Annotated in this window: 16 protein-coding genes; 9 read left to right on the plus strand and 7 right to left on the minus strand. The window is 69.6% G+C overall.

Annotated features, from left to right (window positions below):
* Positions 1-9: 9 nt before the first annotated feature.
* Complete coding sequence (locus tag VXM69_RS12100) at positions 10-741, minus strand: ribonuclease T2 (protein ID WP_034189320.1); 732 nt, start codon at positions 739-741, stop codon at positions 10-12.
* Between the two features lie 102 nt (positions 742-843).
* Here VXM69_RS12100 and VXM69_RS12105 point away from each other — a divergent pair, with 102 nt between their 5' ends.
* Positions 844-1257, plus strand: coding sequence for an OsmC family protein (locus tag VXM69_RS12105; RefSeq protein WP_367188665.1), 414 nt, complete (start codon positions 844-846; stop codon positions 1255-1257).
* An 83-nt stretch (positions 1258-1340) separates the two neighbouring features.
* On the opposite strand, the gene VXM69_RS12110 is transcribed toward VXM69_RS12105, so the two are convergent.
* Positions 1341-1919 (minus strand): hypothetical protein, encoded by a 579-nt coding sequence (locus VXM69_RS12110; RefSeq protein ID WP_034189318.1) that lies wholly within the window; start codon positions 1917-1919, stop codon positions 1341-1343.
* 94 nt (positions 1920-2013) lie between these two features.
* On the minus strand, positions 2014-3417 hold the full coding sequence (locus tag VXM69_RS12115) for an HdeD family acid-resistance protein (RefSeq protein WP_367188666.1): 1404 nt from the start codon (positions 3415-3417) through the stop codon (positions 2014-2016).
* 340 nt (positions 3418-3757) lie between these two features.
* Between VXM69_RS12115 and VXM69_RS12120 the strand changes: the two genes are divergently transcribed.
* The 7 genes from VXM69_RS12120 to VXM69_RS12150 all read left to right on the plus strand — a co-directional run bounded on the left by VXM69_RS12120 (position 3758) and on the right by VXM69_RS12150 (position 11326).
* Positions 3758-4393 carry a hypothetical protein gene (locus tag VXM69_RS12120; RefSeq protein WP_367188667.1) on the plus strand — a complete coding sequence of 212 codons (636 nt, stop codon included), beginning with the start codon at positions 3758-3760 and terminating at the stop codon, positions 4391-4393.
* Between the two features lie 37 nt (positions 4394-4430).
* Entirely contained in the window at positions 4431-4988 is a 558-nt protein-coding gene (locus VXM69_RS12125; protein ID WP_069706738.1) for a helix-turn-helix transcriptional regulator, read from the plus strand.
* A gap of 81 nt (positions 4989-5069) precedes the next feature.
* A complete protein-coding gene (locus tag VXM69_RS12130) occupies positions 5070-5651 on the plus strand; it encodes an HD domain-containing protein (protein ID WP_200086340.1) in 582 nt (193 codons plus the stop codon).
* A 55-nt stretch (positions 5652-5706) separates the two neighbouring features.
* The gene (locus VXM69_RS12135; RefSeq protein WP_049028328.1) at positions 5707-6435 is read left to right on the plus strand and encodes a bifunctional 2-polyprenyl-6-hydroxyphenol methylase/3-demethylubiquinol 3-O-methyltransferase UbiG; all 729 of its coding nucleotides are present in this window, start codon (positions 5707-5709) and stop codon (positions 6433-6435) included.
* A gap of 262 nt (positions 6436-6697) precedes the next feature.
* Positions 6698-7882, plus strand: a complete 1185-nt coding sequence (gene macA, locus VXM69_RS12140) for a macrolide transporter subunit MacA (RefSeq protein WP_367188668.1) — start codon at positions 6698-6700, stop codon at positions 7880-7882.
* 2 nt (positions 7883-7884) lie between these two features.
* Positions 7885-9939: a MacB family efflux pump subunit gene (locus VXM69_RS12145; protein WP_367188669.1), complete on the plus strand. Its 2055-nt coding sequence runs from the start codon at positions 7885-7887 to the stop codon at positions 9937-9939.
* Between the two features lie 13 nt (positions 9940-9952).
* A complete protein-coding gene (locus tag VXM69_RS12150; RefSeq protein ID WP_367188670.1) occupies positions 9953-11326 on the plus strand; it encodes an efflux transporter outer membrane subunit in 1374 nt (457 codons plus the stop codon).
* Positions 11327-11356: 30 nt separating this feature from the next.
* On the opposite strand, the gene VXM69_RS12155 is transcribed toward VXM69_RS12150, so the two are convergent.
* A complete protein-coding gene (locus VXM69_RS12155) occupies positions 11357-12895 on the minus strand; it encodes an MFS transporter (protein ID WP_367188671.1) in 1539 nt (512 codons plus the stop codon).
* A 178-nt stretch (positions 12896-13073) separates the two neighbouring features.
* Here VXM69_RS12155 and VXM69_RS12160 point away from each other — a divergent pair, with 178 nt between their 5' ends.
* On the plus strand, positions 13074-13994 hold the full coding sequence (locus VXM69_RS12160) for a LysR family transcriptional regulator (protein WP_059556845.1): 921 nt from the start codon (positions 13074-13076) through the stop codon (positions 13992-13994).
* A gap of 43 nt (positions 13995-14037) precedes the next feature.
* On the opposite strand, the gene VXM69_RS12165 is transcribed toward VXM69_RS12160, so the two are convergent.
* Genes VXM69_RS12165 through mmsB form a run of 3 tightly spaced genes read right to left on the minus strand, consistent with a single transcriptional unit; the run spans position 14038 to position 16864 of the window.
* On the minus strand, positions 14038-15177 hold the full coding sequence (locus tag VXM69_RS12165) for an enoyl-CoA hydratase/isomerase family protein (protein ID WP_069706732.1): 1140 nt from the start codon (positions 15175-15177) through the stop codon (positions 14038-14040).
* Positions 15174-15965, minus strand: coding sequence for an enoyl-CoA hydratase (locus VXM69_RS12170; protein ID WP_049031013.1), 792 nt, complete (start codon positions 15963-15965; stop codon positions 15174-15176). The genes VXM69_RS12165 and VXM69_RS12170 overlap by 4 nt, the downstream gene beginning before the upstream one ends.
* Positions 15965-16864 (minus strand): 3-hydroxyisobutyrate dehydrogenase, encoded by a 900-nt coding sequence (gene mmsB, locus VXM69_RS12175; protein WP_049031012.1) that lies wholly within the window; start codon positions 16862-16864, stop codon positions 15965-15967. Before mmsB ends, VXM69_RS12170 begins: the two co-directional genes overlap by 1 nt.
* Between the last annotated feature and the right edge of the window lie 8 nt (positions 16865-16872).

The raw sequence follows: 16872 nt of genomic DNA on the forward strand, positions 1-16872 counted from the left end.
CGTGCCCCGTTACCTGGCGATAAACACGCCCGACGTCGGGCACGTGCCCTGCGTGTTGCCGTCGGTCACGAGCGACGCCGCGCTCGGGAACTGCGCGGCCGCATTCGTCTTGACCGCGATCCAGGCTTCCGTGAAGTAGCTCACGCCGTTCGTCTTCGTGCACTTCAACGACACCGCGCTGCGCGTGTTGCTGCCGAACGCGCCCTCGAACGCCGACAGCAGCTGGTTACGCGTCACCGTCTTGCCCGCGTTCGCCTGCAGGAAGGCGTTGAACGACGTGTTGCCGAGCCGGCTGATCATGCCCGACGCCTGGTTCCAGTACGCGTCGGGCGTCGCCGAGTTCGAGCAGGTGCCGTGCTTGAACCATTCGTGCTTGTCGAGACACGACGCGACGCCCGGCATGTACGTCGACAGCGTGTTGCGGGTCGCGCTGCTGATCGGATAGGCGTCCATGCTGCACCACTGGTGCGCGTTGTCGAGGTCGATGTCGTTCTGCGGCACGCCGCAGTAGAACGGCTGGTTGCCGTCATAGCGGTTCGGCCAGAGCCCATGCAGCGACAGGCTCGTCGCCGCATACGAGCCGGCGAGGTTCGTGCATTCCGGCGTATCGTGCGACGCGCAGAAGCCGGGCTCCCACGAGGCGGCGAGCAACAGGTAGTCGTAGCTGGTCTGCGCGGCGGCGTGCAGTGAAACGGAAGCGACGGCGAGGGCGGCAGCGGCGCGGGCGAGCGTCTTGAGCATGGCGTGTTTCCTCGGAAAAGGCATGCGGTCGCGGGATGCGCCGCAAGGTTGTCGAATGTCTGCCCACGATTGTTGCTGTCGCAACGTGGCACGAATGTGAAGGTGGACGAAAGAACTCGCGGGTCGCCGCCCACCCTGTTACAAGCGGTACCGGTACCACCCGTTGCCTTCCGCCACGGGCGCAGCGTCGTGCGTGCGGACACGCACAAGGAAGGCCAAGGCGACGACGCAGGCATGCGGCCGCACGAGCTGCTCGAAAGCGCGCTCGCGGCGTGCGTCTGCATGTCGATCGACCTGGCCGCGCAACGCGCGGGCGTGACACTGCCCGCCTGCACGGCGGACGTGACCGTCGACCGCCTCGACCACGAAACGGGTTTCGATATCGCACTGCGCTTCGCGGCGCCGCTGTCGCCCGCACAGCAGACGCTCGTGCGCGACGCGGTGCGGACTTCTCCGGTCGCCCGGACGCTCGGCAAGCCGATACGGGTCAGGCCGGCCACGATCGCGAGCGGTTGACCGTCCCGGCATGCGCCGAACGCGGCACTATCGATGCCGGCACATCGACGGCGGCACGGCTCGCACCTGTGGCATCCGGGCGCTCACGACCCGGTGCCGAGCTGCGTGCACGCGCGGGCGGACGCTTCGGGGCCCTCGAGCGCGAGAATCTGCCACACACCGATACTGACGCGCTGGCGCGCGGCCGTCGACGCGTCGGCCAGCAACGCCTCGACACGCGGCGCGGCATCGGGCGCCTTCTGCCGCAGCGCCGCGTGATGCCGCGCGCGGGACGCCGGCTCGGATTCGTACACGTCGCAAAGACGCACCATGCCGGCGAGCCCGGCCACGTCGTCGTCCTTGTCGATCGCGCCGGGTTCGACGGGCGCGAGACCCTTGCGCTCCTCCGGCGGCAGCTTGTTGCGCGCGCCTTCGTCGATCGCCGTGGCGGACGCCGGCGGCAAGCCGCCGATCGCCGCGACGATCCGGCTGCCCGCGGCGATCATGTCGCCCTGGCACGCGATCTTCTCGGCGGCCGCGACGTTCGAGCAGAACGACACCGACGTCCGGTACACGTCGTTGCTCATGCGCGGCACTTCGTCCGAACTCGCCTGCGCGAAACCGGCGCCGGCCAGCACGAGCGCAGCGGGAATCAGGATGCGTAAAGCTCTCGTCTCGTTCATTGTTGTCGTCTGTGGGTCGTGATGGCGGGCACACTCGCCGGGTCGCGCGGTGGCGACCCAAGTGACGCCGGGCCCTCGTCCGGCGCCACGCGTTTCACTTCATCGACGCGGCCTCCGATCGGCCGGGCGACAGCGCCGCGCTGTCCTGCTCGCGCCACGCGCGGCGCGACGCCATGATCGCATTCACCGCCGAGCGCGCGACCTTCCACCACGCGAACGGCCGCGGATCGGCGAGCATGCTGAGCGCGCGCGCATAGTCGAGCGTGAGGCCGGGCGTCCACGCCATCGTCACCGCACGCTTGCGGATCTGCGCGGCCACCCACAGCTCCGGCGTCAGCAGCAGCCGCACGAACGCGCCCCACCCGGCCCGCGCCCCCTTCAGTCGCCACACCGCGCCGTCGAGCGCGGCTTCGAGCGCATTCGATACCGTGCTCGAGCAGTTGCGGTGCGTGAGGTTGTACGTGACGTTCTGCCGATACGACGACCAGAAGGCTTCGAGCTTCGCCGGATCGTAGTTGCGGATGCGTACGCGCACGGTCGACGGGCACCACGCTTTCGACTCCGTCGCATAGTCGGGCTGGAACAGGCCCGGCACGTCGTTCTCGCGCGTCGCGCGCAGGATGCGCGTGAATTCGTCCGGAGAACGATCGATTTCGACGCCCGGGTACAGGCTGATGTAGATGCCTTCGGGCGACTCCAGCGCCGCGTGCCCGGTCGAGATCACGCCGTTGACGTCCACCGCCGCGATGTAGCGGTCGATCACCGGATAACGCTGCGCTTCGGCCTTCGACGTGCCGGTCGGCGTCCACACGTGCACGGTGAGCGCGTGCTCGCCGTCGGCCGGCGGGCCGTCCCATTCGGCTTGCGCGAACCGCGGCTGCTCGCGCGCATCGTCGAGATCGGGTACGAGCGCCGGCGCGGGCGACGTCGCGAACGCGGGATTGCGCGTCAGGCGCCGCACGCGCGCGGCGAGGCTCAGCATGTGCATTCCGCCGAACATCAGCAGCAGGCCGAGGCAGTACGGCACGGTGCCGACGTAATGCGTCGGGTACGGCTGGAAGAAGAAGACCGCCAGCAGGATCTCGACGATGCCCCACGCGAAGGCCACGTTCCAGCGCCGGTAGCGCACCATCCACGCGGACGTGCACTGCAGCAGCCCGTCGACGAGGAACAGCGTGCCGAAGATCATCGACAGCAGGAAGTGGCCGTGGTGATGGCCGGCGAACACGAGCCCCGCGGCCACGACCACCACGATACCCTTCACGTAGCGCAGGATGCGCTGCCCGCCGACGCCGCTGCCGGCCATGGCGAGCGTCGCGAGCCCCTCGATCAGGAACAGCCACGCGAACAGCTCGATCGGGAAATGCAGCGCGCCGTCGAGCGCGTCGACGAAGATCCCGACGCCTGCCGCGACCCACACCCAGCCGAGCACGGTCAGCCCGCGCCAGCGGGTTCGCAGATATTCGATGCCCAGCAGCAGCAATACCAGTCGTACCATCGCGCCCTCGTGTCATTTTTCGGGATACGCGCGGCCTCGCGTGCCCTGTCATGTCGACCACGCGCCGTGCGACGCGGCGGCCGAAAGTCGGTCATCGTTGCCGGCGCGTCGTGCCGTCGACATCACCGACGGCGGCCGGCATGCGCCGCTCTCGCCGAATAATAAGATATGGCGGAGCCGGTTGAAAGCATGGCGAAAACGTTTTCGGCGGGGCACGAAGCGATCCGGCCGCCCGCTGCCATGACAGATTTCCCTTCGACAACCTGCCGCCGATACGCGAGAATCGCGCTTCCGAGGGCGCAAGCCACTGAACCGAACCGCACAGACGGGACAACAACAAATGAGCACATCGATCACGCGCCGGCGCCTGCTGGCCGCCGCCATGGCCGCGAGCAGCCTGGCGCTGTCAGGCTGTTTCACGCCGAAGCTGTACAAGGACGACGCATACAGCGAGTACGTCACCAGTTTCATGATCACCCAGGACGGCAAGAAGCTGGTCGTCCTCGGCACGCGCTACCATTACATCTTCGATCTGCCGACCCAATTGCGGCCGGTGCTGCTGTCCGGCTACCGGAAATCGCTGCATACGACGTTTGCCGACTTTCACGCGAGCGGCGGCATCACCGGCCACTACCGGATCGTGTTGCCGAAGGACGCGTCGGACGACGATCGGCAGGCTGCCCGTGCCGACGGCTTCACCGCCGCGCCGGCCGGTCTCGTGCTCGAAGGCGACATCGGCGGCAAGCGCTATTCGACGGAAGGTTTCGCCGAGCAGGACAAGGGCGCCGCGCAAGCGTTCAACGAGCAGTACCGGGTATACATCCGGGAATCGCCGTCCGTCGTCGGCATGGGCCTGCGGATCCTCGCCACGCCGATCACGGTGGCCGCCGACGGCGTGCTCGTGCTGGGCGGCATCGTGCTCGTGCCGTTCGCGGCCATCGCGATCCAGGCAAACGGCGGCATCCGGATCATGTAACGGCGCGCGCGGCACGCGCCGCCACGGGAGCATCGTCATGACCGCCTCACCGCTTCACACGCCGCCGCTCGGCCCGCAACTCAAGCGCTGGCGCGCGCTGCACCGCGTCAAGCAAAGCCATGCGGCCGAACTGTTCGGCGTCGCGCAATCGACGATCTCGCGCTGGGAAGCCGGCCGCCAGCAGATGTCGCCCGACGAGCGCGCGACGGCCGAACGGCTGCTCGCCGCGCGTCTCGATTCCGCCGGCGACCACGCGCTCGCGCGGCTGATCGCGGGCAGCGCGGGCCGCCTGCATCTCGTGTGCGACCTCACGCATCGGCTGCTCGCCTGTTCACCGGCGCGCGCGGCCGAGTTCTCGCAGCCGCTTTCGATGCTGCTCGGCACGTCGCTGTGGCGCTATGCGACGCCGGAAATCGTCCGCATGGAGGCCGCGCTCGATCCGCTCGGCTGGCACGAGCGCGCGGGGCCGCCGAGCGTCGAGTTCGACACGGGCGCAAACGCATCGCGCGTCGTGCCGATCCGCGGCAGCCGGTGCCGGTGGACGCGCATGACGCTGTCGGACGGCTCGGCCGCGCGACTCGTCGAGACGCTTTAGCGCGCGCCGCGCATATTTCATGCGTGGACGAACCGCGATCGGGCGGCGTACGCTGGACGGCTCATCGCAAGGACGCCGACCATGAACCCCGATACGATCCGCGCACGGCTCGATTTCCTGCGCGAAGCCGAACGCCTGAAGGACGTGCTGCGTAGCGGCCATACGTCGAACGGCCGCCCCGAAAGCACGGCCGAACACAGCTGGCGGCTGTGCCTGATGGCGCTCGTGTTCGCCGACGCGCTGCCCGGCATCGACATGCTGAAACTGCTGAAGCTGTGCGTCGTCCACGATCTCGGCGAGGCGCTGCACGGCGACATCCCCGCGATCGAGCAGGCCGCGCATCCCGACAAGAGCGGGCACGAACGCGACGACCTGCTGACACTGGCCGGGTCGCTCGACAATGCGCAGCGCGACGCGATCGTCGCGCTGTGGGACGAATACGAAGCGGCCGCATCGCCGGAAGCGCGCGCGGCGAAGGCGCTCGACAAGCTCGAAACGATCCTGCAGCACAACCAGGGCAGCAATCCGCCCGATTTCGACTACGCGTTCAATCTCGGCTACGGCCGGCGCTACACCGACGCCGCGCCGCTGTTCAGCGCGATCCGCGAGATCGTCGATGCCGACACGCAGCGCAGGATCGACGCGGGCAGGCAGCACGCGTAAGCTCGCGGGTTCGGGCGCACCGCACCGCGTGCCCCGCTCGCACGAGGCGCGCCGCATGACGCAGAACATCTACGACGACCCGGCCTTCTTCGAAGGTTACAGCCGCCTGAACCGCTCGATTCACGGGCTCGACGGCGCGCCCGAATGGCCCGCGCTACGCGCGCTGCTGCCGGATCTGCGCGGCCGCCACGTGCTCGATCTCGGTTGCGGCTACGGCTGGTTCAGCCGCTGGGCGGCCGATCAGGGCGCGGCCGGCGTGCTCGGCGTCGACGTGTCCGAACGCATGCTCGAACGAGCGAACTCGACCGCCGCGCATCCGGCCATCACGTACCGCCGCGCCGACCTCGAAACGCTCGTACTGCCGGACGCCGCATTCGATCTCGCCTACAGCTCGCTCGCGTTCCACTACATTGCGCACCTCGACACGCTGCTGCGCACGATCCACCGCGCGCTCGTGCCGGGCGGGCGGCTCGTGTTTTCGATCGAGCATCCGGTCTATACGGCGCCGCGCCGGCCCGGCTTCGTCATCGACGCGCAGGGTAACCGCACCTGGCCGCTCGACGGCTACCAGCGTGAAGGCGAACGCGTGACCGACTGGCTCGCGCCGGGCGTCGTCAAGCAGCACCGCACGCTCGGCACGCTCGTGAACCTGCTGATCGGCTGCGGCTTCACGCTCGCGCATCTCGGCGAATGGGGGCCGACGCCCGAGCAGGTCGACGCGATGCCCGCGCTCGACGAGGAGCGCGACCGCCCAATGATGGCCATCGTCGCTGCACATCGGTAGCGCGAACGTCGGGTCGTTCACACATCGCCACAATCACGCGGCCTGGCCCCCTTGCGACACGGCGCTCGCACAATTCAGCACAATTTCCACACGATTCGGCGCGAATTCCTCGCTTACCATGGGCGCCTGATTCGGCCCGGCACGCCCGCGCGATGCGTACGCGGATGCCGTCGCGGGCGACATGCCCGGCATGCGACGCCGGCCGGATCGTCCCGCCCGGCCGCACGCATCGCCGGCATCGCTTCATCCTCGCAGTGTTCTCATGGCCCAGAAGACCCATTGCCGCCGGCGCATCGTGCTGGCTACCCTTGCCGTCGTCGCGATCGCCACCGGCGTCACGCTGAAAGCCTGCGCGCCCGACAAGCACCCGCAGTACCTGTCCGCGCCCGTCACGCGCGGCGATCTCGAGAACGCGGTGCTCGCGACCGGCGCGCTGCAGGCGTTCAGGCAGGTCGACGTCGGCGCACAGGTGTCGGGGCAGTTGAAGACGCTGAAGGTCAAGCTCGGCGACAAGGTCACGAAGGGTCAGTGGCTCGCCGAGATCGATCCCGTGATCTCGGAAAACGCGCTGCGCCAGGCGCGCGCCAGCGAAGAAAGCCTGCGCGCGCAGCAGCAATCGGCGGCCGCGCAGCTGACGCAAGCCGAACTCGCGTTCCGCCGCCAGCAGGCGATGCTGCCCGACGACGCGACGTCGCGCGAATCGTTCGAAGCCGCGAAGGCGACGCTCGACGTGCAGCGCGCGACCCTCGCGTCGCTCGCCGCGCAGATCCGTTCGGCCCGCATCCAGATCGAGACCGCGCAGGCCAACCTCGGCTACACGCGCATTGTCGCGCCGATCGACGGCCAGGTCGTCGCGATCGTCACGCAGGAAGGCCAGACCGTGATCGCGCAGCAGCAGGCGCCGGTGATTCTGAAACTCGCGAATCTCGACACGATGACCGTGAAGGCGCAGGTGTCGGAAGCCGACGTGATCCGCGTGAGCGCCGGCCAGACCGCGTATTTCACGAGCCTCGGAGAACCGGACAAGCGTCATTACGGCAAGCTGCGCGCGATCGAACCGGCGCCGCAGAACTACGCCGACGTACAAAGCCCGCTCGGCGGAGGCGGCGCGAAACCGAATGCCGCGGTGTTCTACAACGCGCTGTTCGACGTGCCGAATCCCGAGCACCGGCTGCGCATCGCGATGACCGCGCAGGTCAGCATCGTGCTCGGCAACGCGCGCAACGCGCTGAGCATCCCGGCCGCCGCACTCGGCGAGAAACGCAAGGACGGCACCTATGCGGTGCGCGTGCTGCGCGCCGACGGCAGCACGGACACGCGCAACATCCGCCTCGGCATCAACAACAACGTTCGCGTCGAAGTGCTGGCCGGCCTGAAGGACGGCGAGCGCGTGGTGCTCGGCGAAGCGTCGGCGGACGACCACGCGCTGCTGTCGGACGCGGTGTGACGATGCGCCAGCCCCTGCTCAAACTCGCCGCCGTGACACGACGCTTTCCGGCCGGCGACAAGGACGTCGTCGTCCTGAACAACGTGAACCTGTCGATCGACGCGGGCGAGATCGTCGCGATCGTCGGCGCGTCGGGCTCCGGCAAGTCGACGCTGATGAACATCCTCGGCTGCCTCGATCATCCGAGCGAAGGCACGTACACGGTCGGCGGGCGCGACACGCACATGCTCGACAGCGACGAGCTCGCGCAATTGCGCCGCGAGCACTTCGGCTTCGTGTTCCAGCGCTACCACCTGCTGCCGCACGCCGACGCGGTCGCGAACCTCGAAATGCCCGCGATCTATGCAGGCACCCCACGCGCGGCGCGGCACGCCCGCGCACGCGAACTGCTCGCGCGCCTCGGGCTCGCCGATCGCGCGCATCATCGCCCCGGGCAGTTGTCCGGCGGCCAGCAGCAGCGCGTGAGCATCGCGCGCGCGCTGATGAACGGCGGCCAGGTGATCCTCGCCGACGAGCCGACCGGCGCACTCGACACGAAAAGCGGCCAGGAGGTGCTCCGGATCCTGCACGAGCTGAACGCGCTCGGCCACACGATCGTGATCGTCACGCACGACAAGACCGTCGCGCGCCATGCGCGGCGCATCATCGAGATCAGCGACGGCGAGATCGTCGCCGACCGGCCGAACCGGCACTACGCGGAAGCGCTCGCCGACGCCGGCATCGATACGGCCGAAGCCGCCGCAACCGCCACGGCTGCCGGCTCGTCGGCAGTCGATCGTCACGATACGGCCACGCCCGCCGACGCCAACGCCAACGCCGATACCGATCCCGCCCCGCGCGCCCCGCGCTTCGCGGCCGGCACCGGCCGCTTCGCCGAGGCATGCCGGATGGCTTGGATCGCGCTCGTGTCGCACCGGCTGCGCACGCTGCTGACGATGCTCGGCATCATCATCGGCATCACGTCGGTCGTGTCGATCGTCGCGATCGGCGAAGGCGCGAAGCGCTACATGCTCGACGAGATCGGCAGCATCGGCACCAACACGATCAACATCTATCCGGGCACCGACTGGGGCGACAGCCGCGCGGACACGATCCAGACGCTCGTGCCGGCCGACGTCGCCGCGCTCGCCGAGCAGCCGTACGTCGACAGCGCGACGCCCGAAACATCGCGCACGCTGCTGCTGCGCTACCGCAACGTCGACGTCAACGCGCTCGTGAGCGGCGTCGGCGAGCGCTACTTTCAGGCGCGCGGGATGCGTTTCGCGCTCGGCGCCGCGTTCGACGACGACGCGGTGCGCCGCCAGGCGCAGGTCGCCGTGATCGACCAGAACACGCGCCGCAAGCTGTTCGGCGCGACGCGCAACCCGGTCGGCGACGTGATCCTGGTCGACAACGTGCCGTGCGTCGTGATCGGCGTGACGGCCGACAAGAAGAGCGCGTTCGGCAGCGTGAAGAGCCTGAACGTGTGGGTGCCGTACACGACCGCGAGCGGGCACCTGTTCGGCCAGCGTTATCTCGACAGCATCACCGTGCGCGTGCGCGACGGGCAGCCGAGCGCCGCCGCCGAGAAAAGCCTCGAGAAGCTGATGATCCAGCGCCACGGCCGCAAGGACTTCTTCACGTACAACATGGACAGCGTGGTCAAGACCGTCGAGAAGACCGGCCAGTCGCTGACGCTGCTGCTGTCGCTGATCGCCGTGATCTCGCTCGTCGTCGGCGGGATCGGCGTGATGAACATCATGCTGGTGTCGGTCACCGAGCGCACGCGCGAGATCGGCATCCGGATGGCGGTCGGCGCGCGGCAATCCGACATCCTGCAGCAGTTCCTCGTCGAGGCCGTGCTCGTCTGCCTGCTCGGCGGCACGATCGGCATCGCGCTGTCGTTCGGGCTCGGCGCGCTGTTCTCGATGTTCGTCGTGCAGTGGAAGATGGTGTTCTCCGCCGGCGCGATCGTGACGGCGTTCGTGTGCTCGACGCTCACCGGTGTGATATTCGGGTTCATGCCCGCACGCAACGCGTCGCGGCTCGATCCGATCGATGCGCTCGCGCGCGATTGACGAAAGACCTGCCATGACGCATTCCTCACCGCTTCGCCGCCTCGGCGCATTCGCGTGCGCGGCCACGCTGCTCGCCGGGTGCGCGGGTGCGCGTCACGATCCGCTGCCGGCCGTCGCGATGCCCGCGCACTGGGCCGCGCCGGTCGCGGCGAACGCGCCGGCCACCACGCGCGACTGGTGGCACAGCTTCAACGATCCGCAACTCGACGCGCTGATCGACGACGCGCTGCGCGCCAACAACGACCTCGCGATCGCGGCGATCCGCGTCTATCGCGCGCAACTGCAGGCCGGTCTCGCCGATACGAACCTGACGCCCAACGTGACGGCCAGCGCGAACGGCGCCGTGTCGCGCACGCTCGATACGCACCGGACGAGCCGGTCGAGCGGCATCAACGGTTCGCTCAGCTATGAAATCGATCTGTGGGGCCGGCTGGCCGCGCTGCGCGACTCGGCGCGCTGGGAAGCCGATGCGACGGCCGCCGATCTCGAAGCCGCCCGGCTGTCGCTGATCGGCACGACCGCGTCGCTGTACTGGCAGCTCGGCTATCTGAACCGGCAGATCGCGCTCGGCGACGCGAACATCGCGTATGCGGTGCGCACGCTCGCGCTCGTCCGGTCGCGACACGCCGCCGGCGCCGTGTCGGGGCTCGATCTCGCGCAGGCCGAACAGAGCCTCGCCGCGCAACGCGCCGCGCAGACGCAGCTGATCCAGCAACGCACCGAGAACCGCCACGCGCTCGCGATCCTGTTCGACCGGCCGCCGCAGCAGCTTGCGGCCGAACCGTCGGCGCTGCCCGACGCAGCGCCGCCCGAGGTCGCGGCCGGCCTGCCCGCGAGCCTGCTGGGCCGCCGCCCCGACCTGCGCGCCGCGGAATTCCGGTTGCGCGAGTCGCTTGCGCAGGTCGACGCGACGCGCACGAGCTTCTACCCGACCTTCACGCTGACCGGCAGCGCCGGCACGACGAGCACGAGCCTCGAGCGCGTGCTGACGAACCCGGTCGGCACGCTCGGGCTCGGCCTCGCGCTGCCGTTCATCCAGTGGAACACGATGCAGTTGCAGATCAAGGTGTCGAAGTCGCAGTACCAGGAGGCGGTGGTCGGATTTCGCCAGCGGCTCTACACGGCGCTCGCGGAAGTCGAGAATGCGCTGTCGGCACGCGTGCAGCTCGAACGCGAAGCCGAACAGCGCGCGCTGTCGCTCGAACAGGCGCAGCGCGCGGAACGGCTGGCCGCCGCGCGTTTCGCGGCGGGCGCGACCGCCGTGCAGCCGTGGCTCGACCAGCAGCAGGTGCTGAGGAGCGCGCAAGGCGCCGACGAACTGACGCGCCTGAACCGGCTCAACAACCAGATGACGCTGTACCGCGCGCTCGGCGGCGGGACGTCCTGAGCGGCGGCGCGGCGCCGCGCGCGGGCCGCGTCATTCGCATACCGCTGCCCGGCGCCGCGCGGGCGCGAACGCCACCGCGCTCGCGGTCGCGAGCACGGCAACACCGGCCGCGCCGTAGACCATCACCCAGCCGAAACCGTGCACGAGCGCCGCATGCAGCGCCGCGCCGCTCGGGTCGGCCTGCGCGAGCGCGGGTGCGATCGCGTGCAGCCCGTCGGTGCGGCCCGACGCGATTTCCTGCGCGAGCCTGCGCAGCGCGGTATCGCCGATCGCGCCGGCCGCCCCGCCCTTCAGGCTCGCGACGATCCCCGCGACCAGCACGAAGCCCATCGCCGCGATGTTCAGCGCAAGCGAGATCATCCGCGCGCTCATGTCGATCCCCGATGCCATCCCGGCCCGCGAACTCGGCACCGCGCCCGTCGTCGTGTTCGTGACGGGCGTGTTCGTCAACCCGAGCCCGATGCCGGCGATCACGCAGCCGGGCAGCATCGTCAGCCAGCTCGCATGCCCGGCCGCGCTGCCGAGCCGCATCAGCGCGAAGCCGGCCGCGATCGTGAACAGGCCGCCCGGAATCACGACGCCCGGCCCGTAGCGCAGCGCGAGCCGCTCGCCGAACGGCGGCGCGACCAGCGTCGGCAGCGTGTACGCGAGCAAAGCGAGGCCGGCCGTCACGCTGTCGTAGCCGAGCGCGACCTGGAACCAGATCGGCAGGTAGATCATGAACGGCCAGAAGCTGAAGTTCATCCCCATCGAGCCGAAGATCGCGCCGGTGAACGCGCGGATCCGGAACACCGAGAAGTCGAACATCGGCCGTGCGCTGGCGCGCTCCGCGACGACGAAACCGATCAGCGCGAGCACCGTGGCCCCGAGCACGCCGAGCCCGGCCGCGCTCGCGAGCCCGAGTGCCGCGCTCTGCGTGATGTAGAACGCAAGGCCGAGCAACGCGAGCGACAGCGTGACGATGCCCGCGACGTCGATCGTGCCCGCATGCGGATCGCGCGACTCCCGCACCGCGCCGCCGATCAGCACGAGCGCGACGGCCGCGAGCGGCGCATGGACGAGGAACACCCACGGCCAGCTCGCCAGCGCGACGATCGCGCCGCCGACGATCGGCCCGAACCCGAGGCCGATTCCGAACACGATCCCCCAGATCCCGAATGCGCGGCCGCGCTCGCGGCCCTCGCGGAACTGGTGCGACAGCACGGCGATCTGGCAGATCAGCATCGCGCCGCCGCTCGCGCCCTGCAGCAGCCGGCCCGCGACGAGCACCGGCACGTTCGGCGCGAGTCCGCACAGCAGCGACGTCGCGCCGAACAGCACGGTGCCGATCACGTACACGCGCTTGCGGCCGAACCGGTCGGCGAGCGTGCCGGCCGCCATCAGCACCGTCGTGCACGCGATCGTGTATGCGTTCATGATCCACTGCATGCCGTTGAAGTCGCCATGCAGCACGTGTTCGAGCGTCGGCAGGATCACCGGTACGCTCGAAATCTCGAGGCCGAACATCAGCGACGTGAGACAGACGGCCGCGAGTGCGACCGCGTTCCTGCGGGAGTCGGATCGTGTCATGCGTATTGCGCGGCGGCCCGGCGACAGGCCGCGCGCCTCCAGGTGAGTAGGATTCGCCGCGTGCGGCCGGCAACGCACGCTGGGCGGGAATCGGTACTATAGTGAGAATTTCCCTCCCCATTGACGCATGCATTTCCACGAACTGGGGAATTTCAGGAATCAATCACGGCAACTTGCGATGACCGACAGACTCGACGGCGTGACGACCTTCGTGCAGGTAGTGGAATCGGGCAGCTTCGCGCTCGCGGCGGAACGGCTCGACATGACGCGTTCGGCGGTCGGCAAGGCGATCGCGCGGCTCGAGAAGCGGCTCGGCGCGCGGCTGCTGCAGCGCACGACGCGCAGCCAGAGCCTGACCGACGACGGCCAGGCGTACTACGACCGCTGCGTGCGCGCGCTGGCGGAACTGGAAGCGGCGGAGGCCGATCTCGATTGCGGCCGCAACGAGGCGCGCGGCAAGTTGCGGCTGAGCGTGCCGCTCGCGTTCGGGCACCACTGCGTGACGCCGATCGTGCTCGATCTCGCACGCCATTACCCGCATCTGCGGATCGACGTGTCGATCACCGACCGGTTCGTCGATCTCGTCGAGGAAGGCATCGACCTCGCGGTCCGGATCGGCGCGCTCGCGGACAGCACGAGCCTCGCGGTGCGGCGGCTCGGCACGCAATACGGCAGCCTCGGCGCCGCGCCGTCGTATCTCGCGCGCCACGGGATGCCGAAGACGCTCGACGACCTGAAGCATCACCGGACGATCGCGTATTCACGCTCGGGCGTGGTTCAACCGTGGGACTTGCGCGCGCCGGACGGCTCGACGGTGCGGATCGACATGCCGCATCAACTGAGTTTTGACGATGTGCAGGCGATCGCCGCGGCCGGCGCATCGGGGTTCGGCATCGCGTGGGTGCCGAGTTGGCTGCTCGACCATTACGTGAAGCGCGGCGAGATGGTGGTCGTGCTCGATCGCTGCTTCGTCTGCGAAGGCGACATTCACGCGATCTGGCCGAAGACGCGCTACCTGCCGCGCAAGACGCGCTGCGTGATCGACGCGCTCGCGCAGGCGATTCCGCCGATGATCGAGCGCCCCGACGAACTGCGATGAGACGGGCGGGAACCGGCGCGCCGCCGCGCGGCGCGCCGGGGCATCACGCCGCGCCGAGATCCGCGAGCGGATGCGCGAACAGCTTCCACGGCGACGTCAGGAAATGCCGCACGCGTTCGGCGCGCACCTCGACCAGCGACGCGGGCGCCCAGCGCGGCTTGCGATCCTTGTCGACCAGGTGCGCGCGCACGCCTTCGCAGAAATCGCCCTCCTCGATCGCGCGCGCCACGATGCCGAGCTCCATCCGGAACGATTCGGCGAGCGTCATCTGCCGGCCGCGCAGCAGCGCCTCGCGTGTCACCGAAAGCATCGTCGGCGAATGGCTCGCGAGCGCGTCGAGCGTCGCCTGCAGCCATTGACGGTGCTCGCGCGACAGTTCCTCGCGCGCCAGCTCCTGCGTGAGCGTCGCGACGATCCGCTCGACGGTCGAGCGCTTGTCGAAGTGACGGACGATCCACGGCATCTGGCTGTCGAGCGCCGCATGCGGCACCACGTTGCACGGCGGCTCGAACACCTTGCGCAGCAGCGGCAGCGCGTCGCCGTCCCACCTGACGCTTTCGATGCGCGTCTCGAACGTGTCGAGCCATGCGGACGGCACGCACAAGTCCGCGAGCTTCGCGCTCAGCGCGTCGGCGCCCGACAGCATCGCGCCGGTCAGCCCGACGTACAGCTCGAGTTCGACCGGCATGCGCGCCAGGAAATGCGTCGCGCCGACGTCGGGCACGAGGCCGATGCGCGTTTCCGGCATCGCGATCTTGCTGCGCTCGGTCGCGACACGCAGCGCCGCACCTTGCGCGAGCCCCATGCCGCCGCCCATCGTCACGCCGTCCATCAGCGCGACGACCGGCTTCGGGAACGTGTGGATCGCATGGTCGAGCCGGTATTCGTCGACGAAGAACGGCAGCCAGGTCTCGCGCTGCGCGACCATCCGGTACAGCGCACGCACGTCGCCGCCCGCGCAGAAGCCCTTCTCGCCCGCGCCGCGCAGCACGACCGCGACGATCTGGTCGTCGTGGCGGCAGCGCTCGAACAACGCGGCCAGCTCGCCGATCATCGCGTACGACAGCGCGTTGAGCGCGGCCGGGCGGTTCAGCGTGATCAGCGCCACGCGGTTCACCACGCGGAACAGCACCTCGGGCGCGTGCTCCGCGAACGCGTCGTGATTCGTCACCGGCGTGCTCATCGTTGCGGCTCTCCGTCGGTGTGCCATTGCGGCGCGCGCTTGCCGAGGAACGCAGCGACGCCTTCGCGCGGATCGGCCGTGTCGAACAGGTCGACGAAGCGTTCGCGCTCGACCGCGAGCGCCGCGCCGCGCGGCACGCCACGGCGCGCGAGGCCGATCAGCTCCTTGCTGTACGCGACCGCGTGCGGGCTCTGCCGCGCGACGTTGCGCGCGAGCGCCAGCGCCGCGTCGCGCGCGGCGCCGCTGTCGACCACGTCCTCGACGAGGCCGATCCGCAGCGCCGTCGCCGCGTCGACGCGCGCGCCGGTCAGGATGATCTTCTTCGCCCAGCCTTCGCCGACGAGCCAGGGCAGCGTCTGCGTGCCGAGCCCGCACGGCAGCAGACCGACCGACGGTTCGGGCAACGCCATCTGCGCATGCGTCTCGGCGATCCGCAGGTCGCACGCGAGCGCGCATTCGAGCCCGCCGCCCATCGCGTAGCCGTTGATCGCCGCGATCGTCACGACGCGCGCGTCGTGCAGCGCCTCGAACGCCGCGCCGAAGCGCGCCGCCATCGCGCGCGCGACCGCGCGGTCGCCGTCGGCGAACGTGTTGAGGTCGGCGCCCGCGCTGAAGAACTTCGGCCCGTCGCCGGTGATCACCAGCGCGCGCACGCGCGGGTTCGCATTCAGTTCGGCGACGGTTGCCTGCAGTTGCTGCAGCCCGTCGGCGGTAAAGGCGTTCGCGGGCGGACGCTTGAGCGTCGCGCACGCGATCGCGCCGTCGTCGACGTAGTCCAGTTCGATCATCACGCGTCCTTCTTCGTTGCCGGTTGGTACAGGCGGATCACCGCCGAAAAATCGAGCTGGCCGTCGCCGCGGCTGCTCATCGTCTGGTACAGCTGCTGCGCGAGCGCGCCGAGATAGACGGGCTGGCGCGCCTGCTTCGCAGCGTCGTTCGCGAGGCCGAGATCCTTCAGCATCAGGTCGGTGCCGAAGCCGCCCGTGTAGCCGCGCGACGACGGCGCGGTCTCGATCACGCCCGGGTACGGGTTGTAGGTATCCGAGCTCCAGCAGCGGCCCGTCGACGTGTTGACGATGCCGGCCAGCACCTTCGGGTCGATGCCGAGCGCGACGCCGAGCGACATCGCCTCCGACACGGCCGCCATCGAGATGCCGAGCACGAGGTTGTTGCAGACCTTCGCGACCTGCCCCATGCCGGTCGCGCCGCAATGGACGATGTTCTTGCCCATGCCGGCGAGCACGGGCTTCACGCGCTCGAAATCCGCGTCGCTGCCGCCGACCATGAAGGTCAGCGTGCCGGCCGCCGCGCCGCCGGTGCCGCCCGACACCGGCGCATCGACGAACGCGCCGCCGTGCTCGCGCACCAGCGCGCCGAACGCCTGCGCGCTGGCCGGGTCGATCGTGCTCGAATCGATCACGGTCGCGCCCGCGCCGAGGCCGGCCAGCACGCCGTTTTCGCCGGACAGCACCGACCGCACGTGCGGCGCGGCCGGCAGCATCGTGATCACGAACGTCGCCCCCGACGCCGCGTCGCGCGGCGACGCGGCCACCTGCGCGCCAGCGTCCTGCAACGCGCGCAACGCATCGGCGCTCAGGTCGAACGCATGCACGTCATGGCCGGCTTTCAGCAGGTTCAGCGCCATCGGCGCGCCCATGTGGCCGAGGCCGATAAATCCGATTTTCATGGTGGTAT

The sequence above is a fragment of the Burkholderia sp. Ed8 genome (assembly GCF_040761425.1).
In the GTDB taxonomy this organism is placed as follows: Bacteria; Pseudomonadota; Gammaproteobacteria; order Burkholderiales; family Burkholderiaceae; genus Burkholderia; species Burkholderia seminalis.

Bases quoted from the DNA above. Each gene is read 5' to 3' on its own strand.
- VXM69_RS12100 (WP_034189320.1), bottom strand. From the start codon at position 741: ATGCTCAAGACGCTCGCCCGCGCCGCTGCCGCCCTCGCCGTCGCTTCC.
- VXM69_RS12110 (WP_034189318.1), bottom strand. From the start codon at position 1,919: ATGAACGAGACGAGAGCTTTACGCATCCTGATTCCCGCTGCGCTCGTG.
- VXM69_RS12115 (WP_367188666.1), bottom strand. From the start codon at position 3,417: ATGGTACGACTGGTATTGCTGCTGCTGGGCATCGAATATCTGCGAACC.
- VXM69_RS12120 (WP_367188667.1), top strand. From the start codon at position 3,758: ATGAGCACATCGATCACGCGCCGGCGCCTGCTGGCCGCCGCCATGGCC.
- VXM69_RS12125 (WP_069706738.1), top strand. From the start codon at position 4,431: ATGACCGCCTCACCGCTTCACACGCCGCCGCTCGGCCCGCAACTCAAG.
- VXM69_RS12130 (WP_200086340.1), top strand. From the start codon at position 5,070: ATGAACCCCGATACGATCCGCGCACGGCTCGATTTCCTGCGCGAAGCC.
- VXM69_RS12135 (WP_049028328.1), top strand. From the start codon at position 5,707: ATGACGCAGAACATCTACGACGACCCGGCCTTCTTCGAAGGTTACAGC.
- macA (WP_367188668.1), top strand. From the start codon at position 6,698: ATGGCCCAGAAGACCCATTGCCGCCGGCGCATCGTGCTGGCTACCCTT.
- VXM69_RS12145 (WP_367188669.1), top strand. From the start codon at position 7,885: ATGCGCCAGCCCCTGCTCAAACTCGCCGCCGTGACACGACGCTTTCCG.
- VXM69_RS12150 (WP_367188670.1), top strand. From the start codon at position 9,953: ATGACGCATTCCTCACCGCTTCGCCGCCTCGGCGCATTCGCGTGCGCG.
- VXM69_RS12155 (WP_367188671.1), bottom strand. From the start codon at position 12,895: ATGACACGATCCGACTCCCGCAGGAACGCGGTCGCACTCGCGGCCGTC.
- VXM69_RS12160 (WP_059556845.1), top strand. From the start codon at position 13,074: ATGACCGACAGACTCGACGGCGTGACGACCTTCGTGCAGGTAGTGGAA.
- VXM69_RS12165 (WP_069706732.1), bottom strand. From the start codon at position 15,177: ATGAGCACGCCGGTGACGAATCACGACGCGTTCGCGGAGCACGCGCCC.
- VXM69_RS12170 (WP_049031013.1), bottom strand. From the start codon at position 15,965: ATGATCGAACTGGACTACGTCGACGACGGCGCGATCGCGTGCGCGACG.
- mmsB (WP_049031012.1), bottom strand. From the start codon at position 16,864: ATGAAAATCGGATTTATCGGCCTCGGCCACATGGGCGCGCCGATGGCG.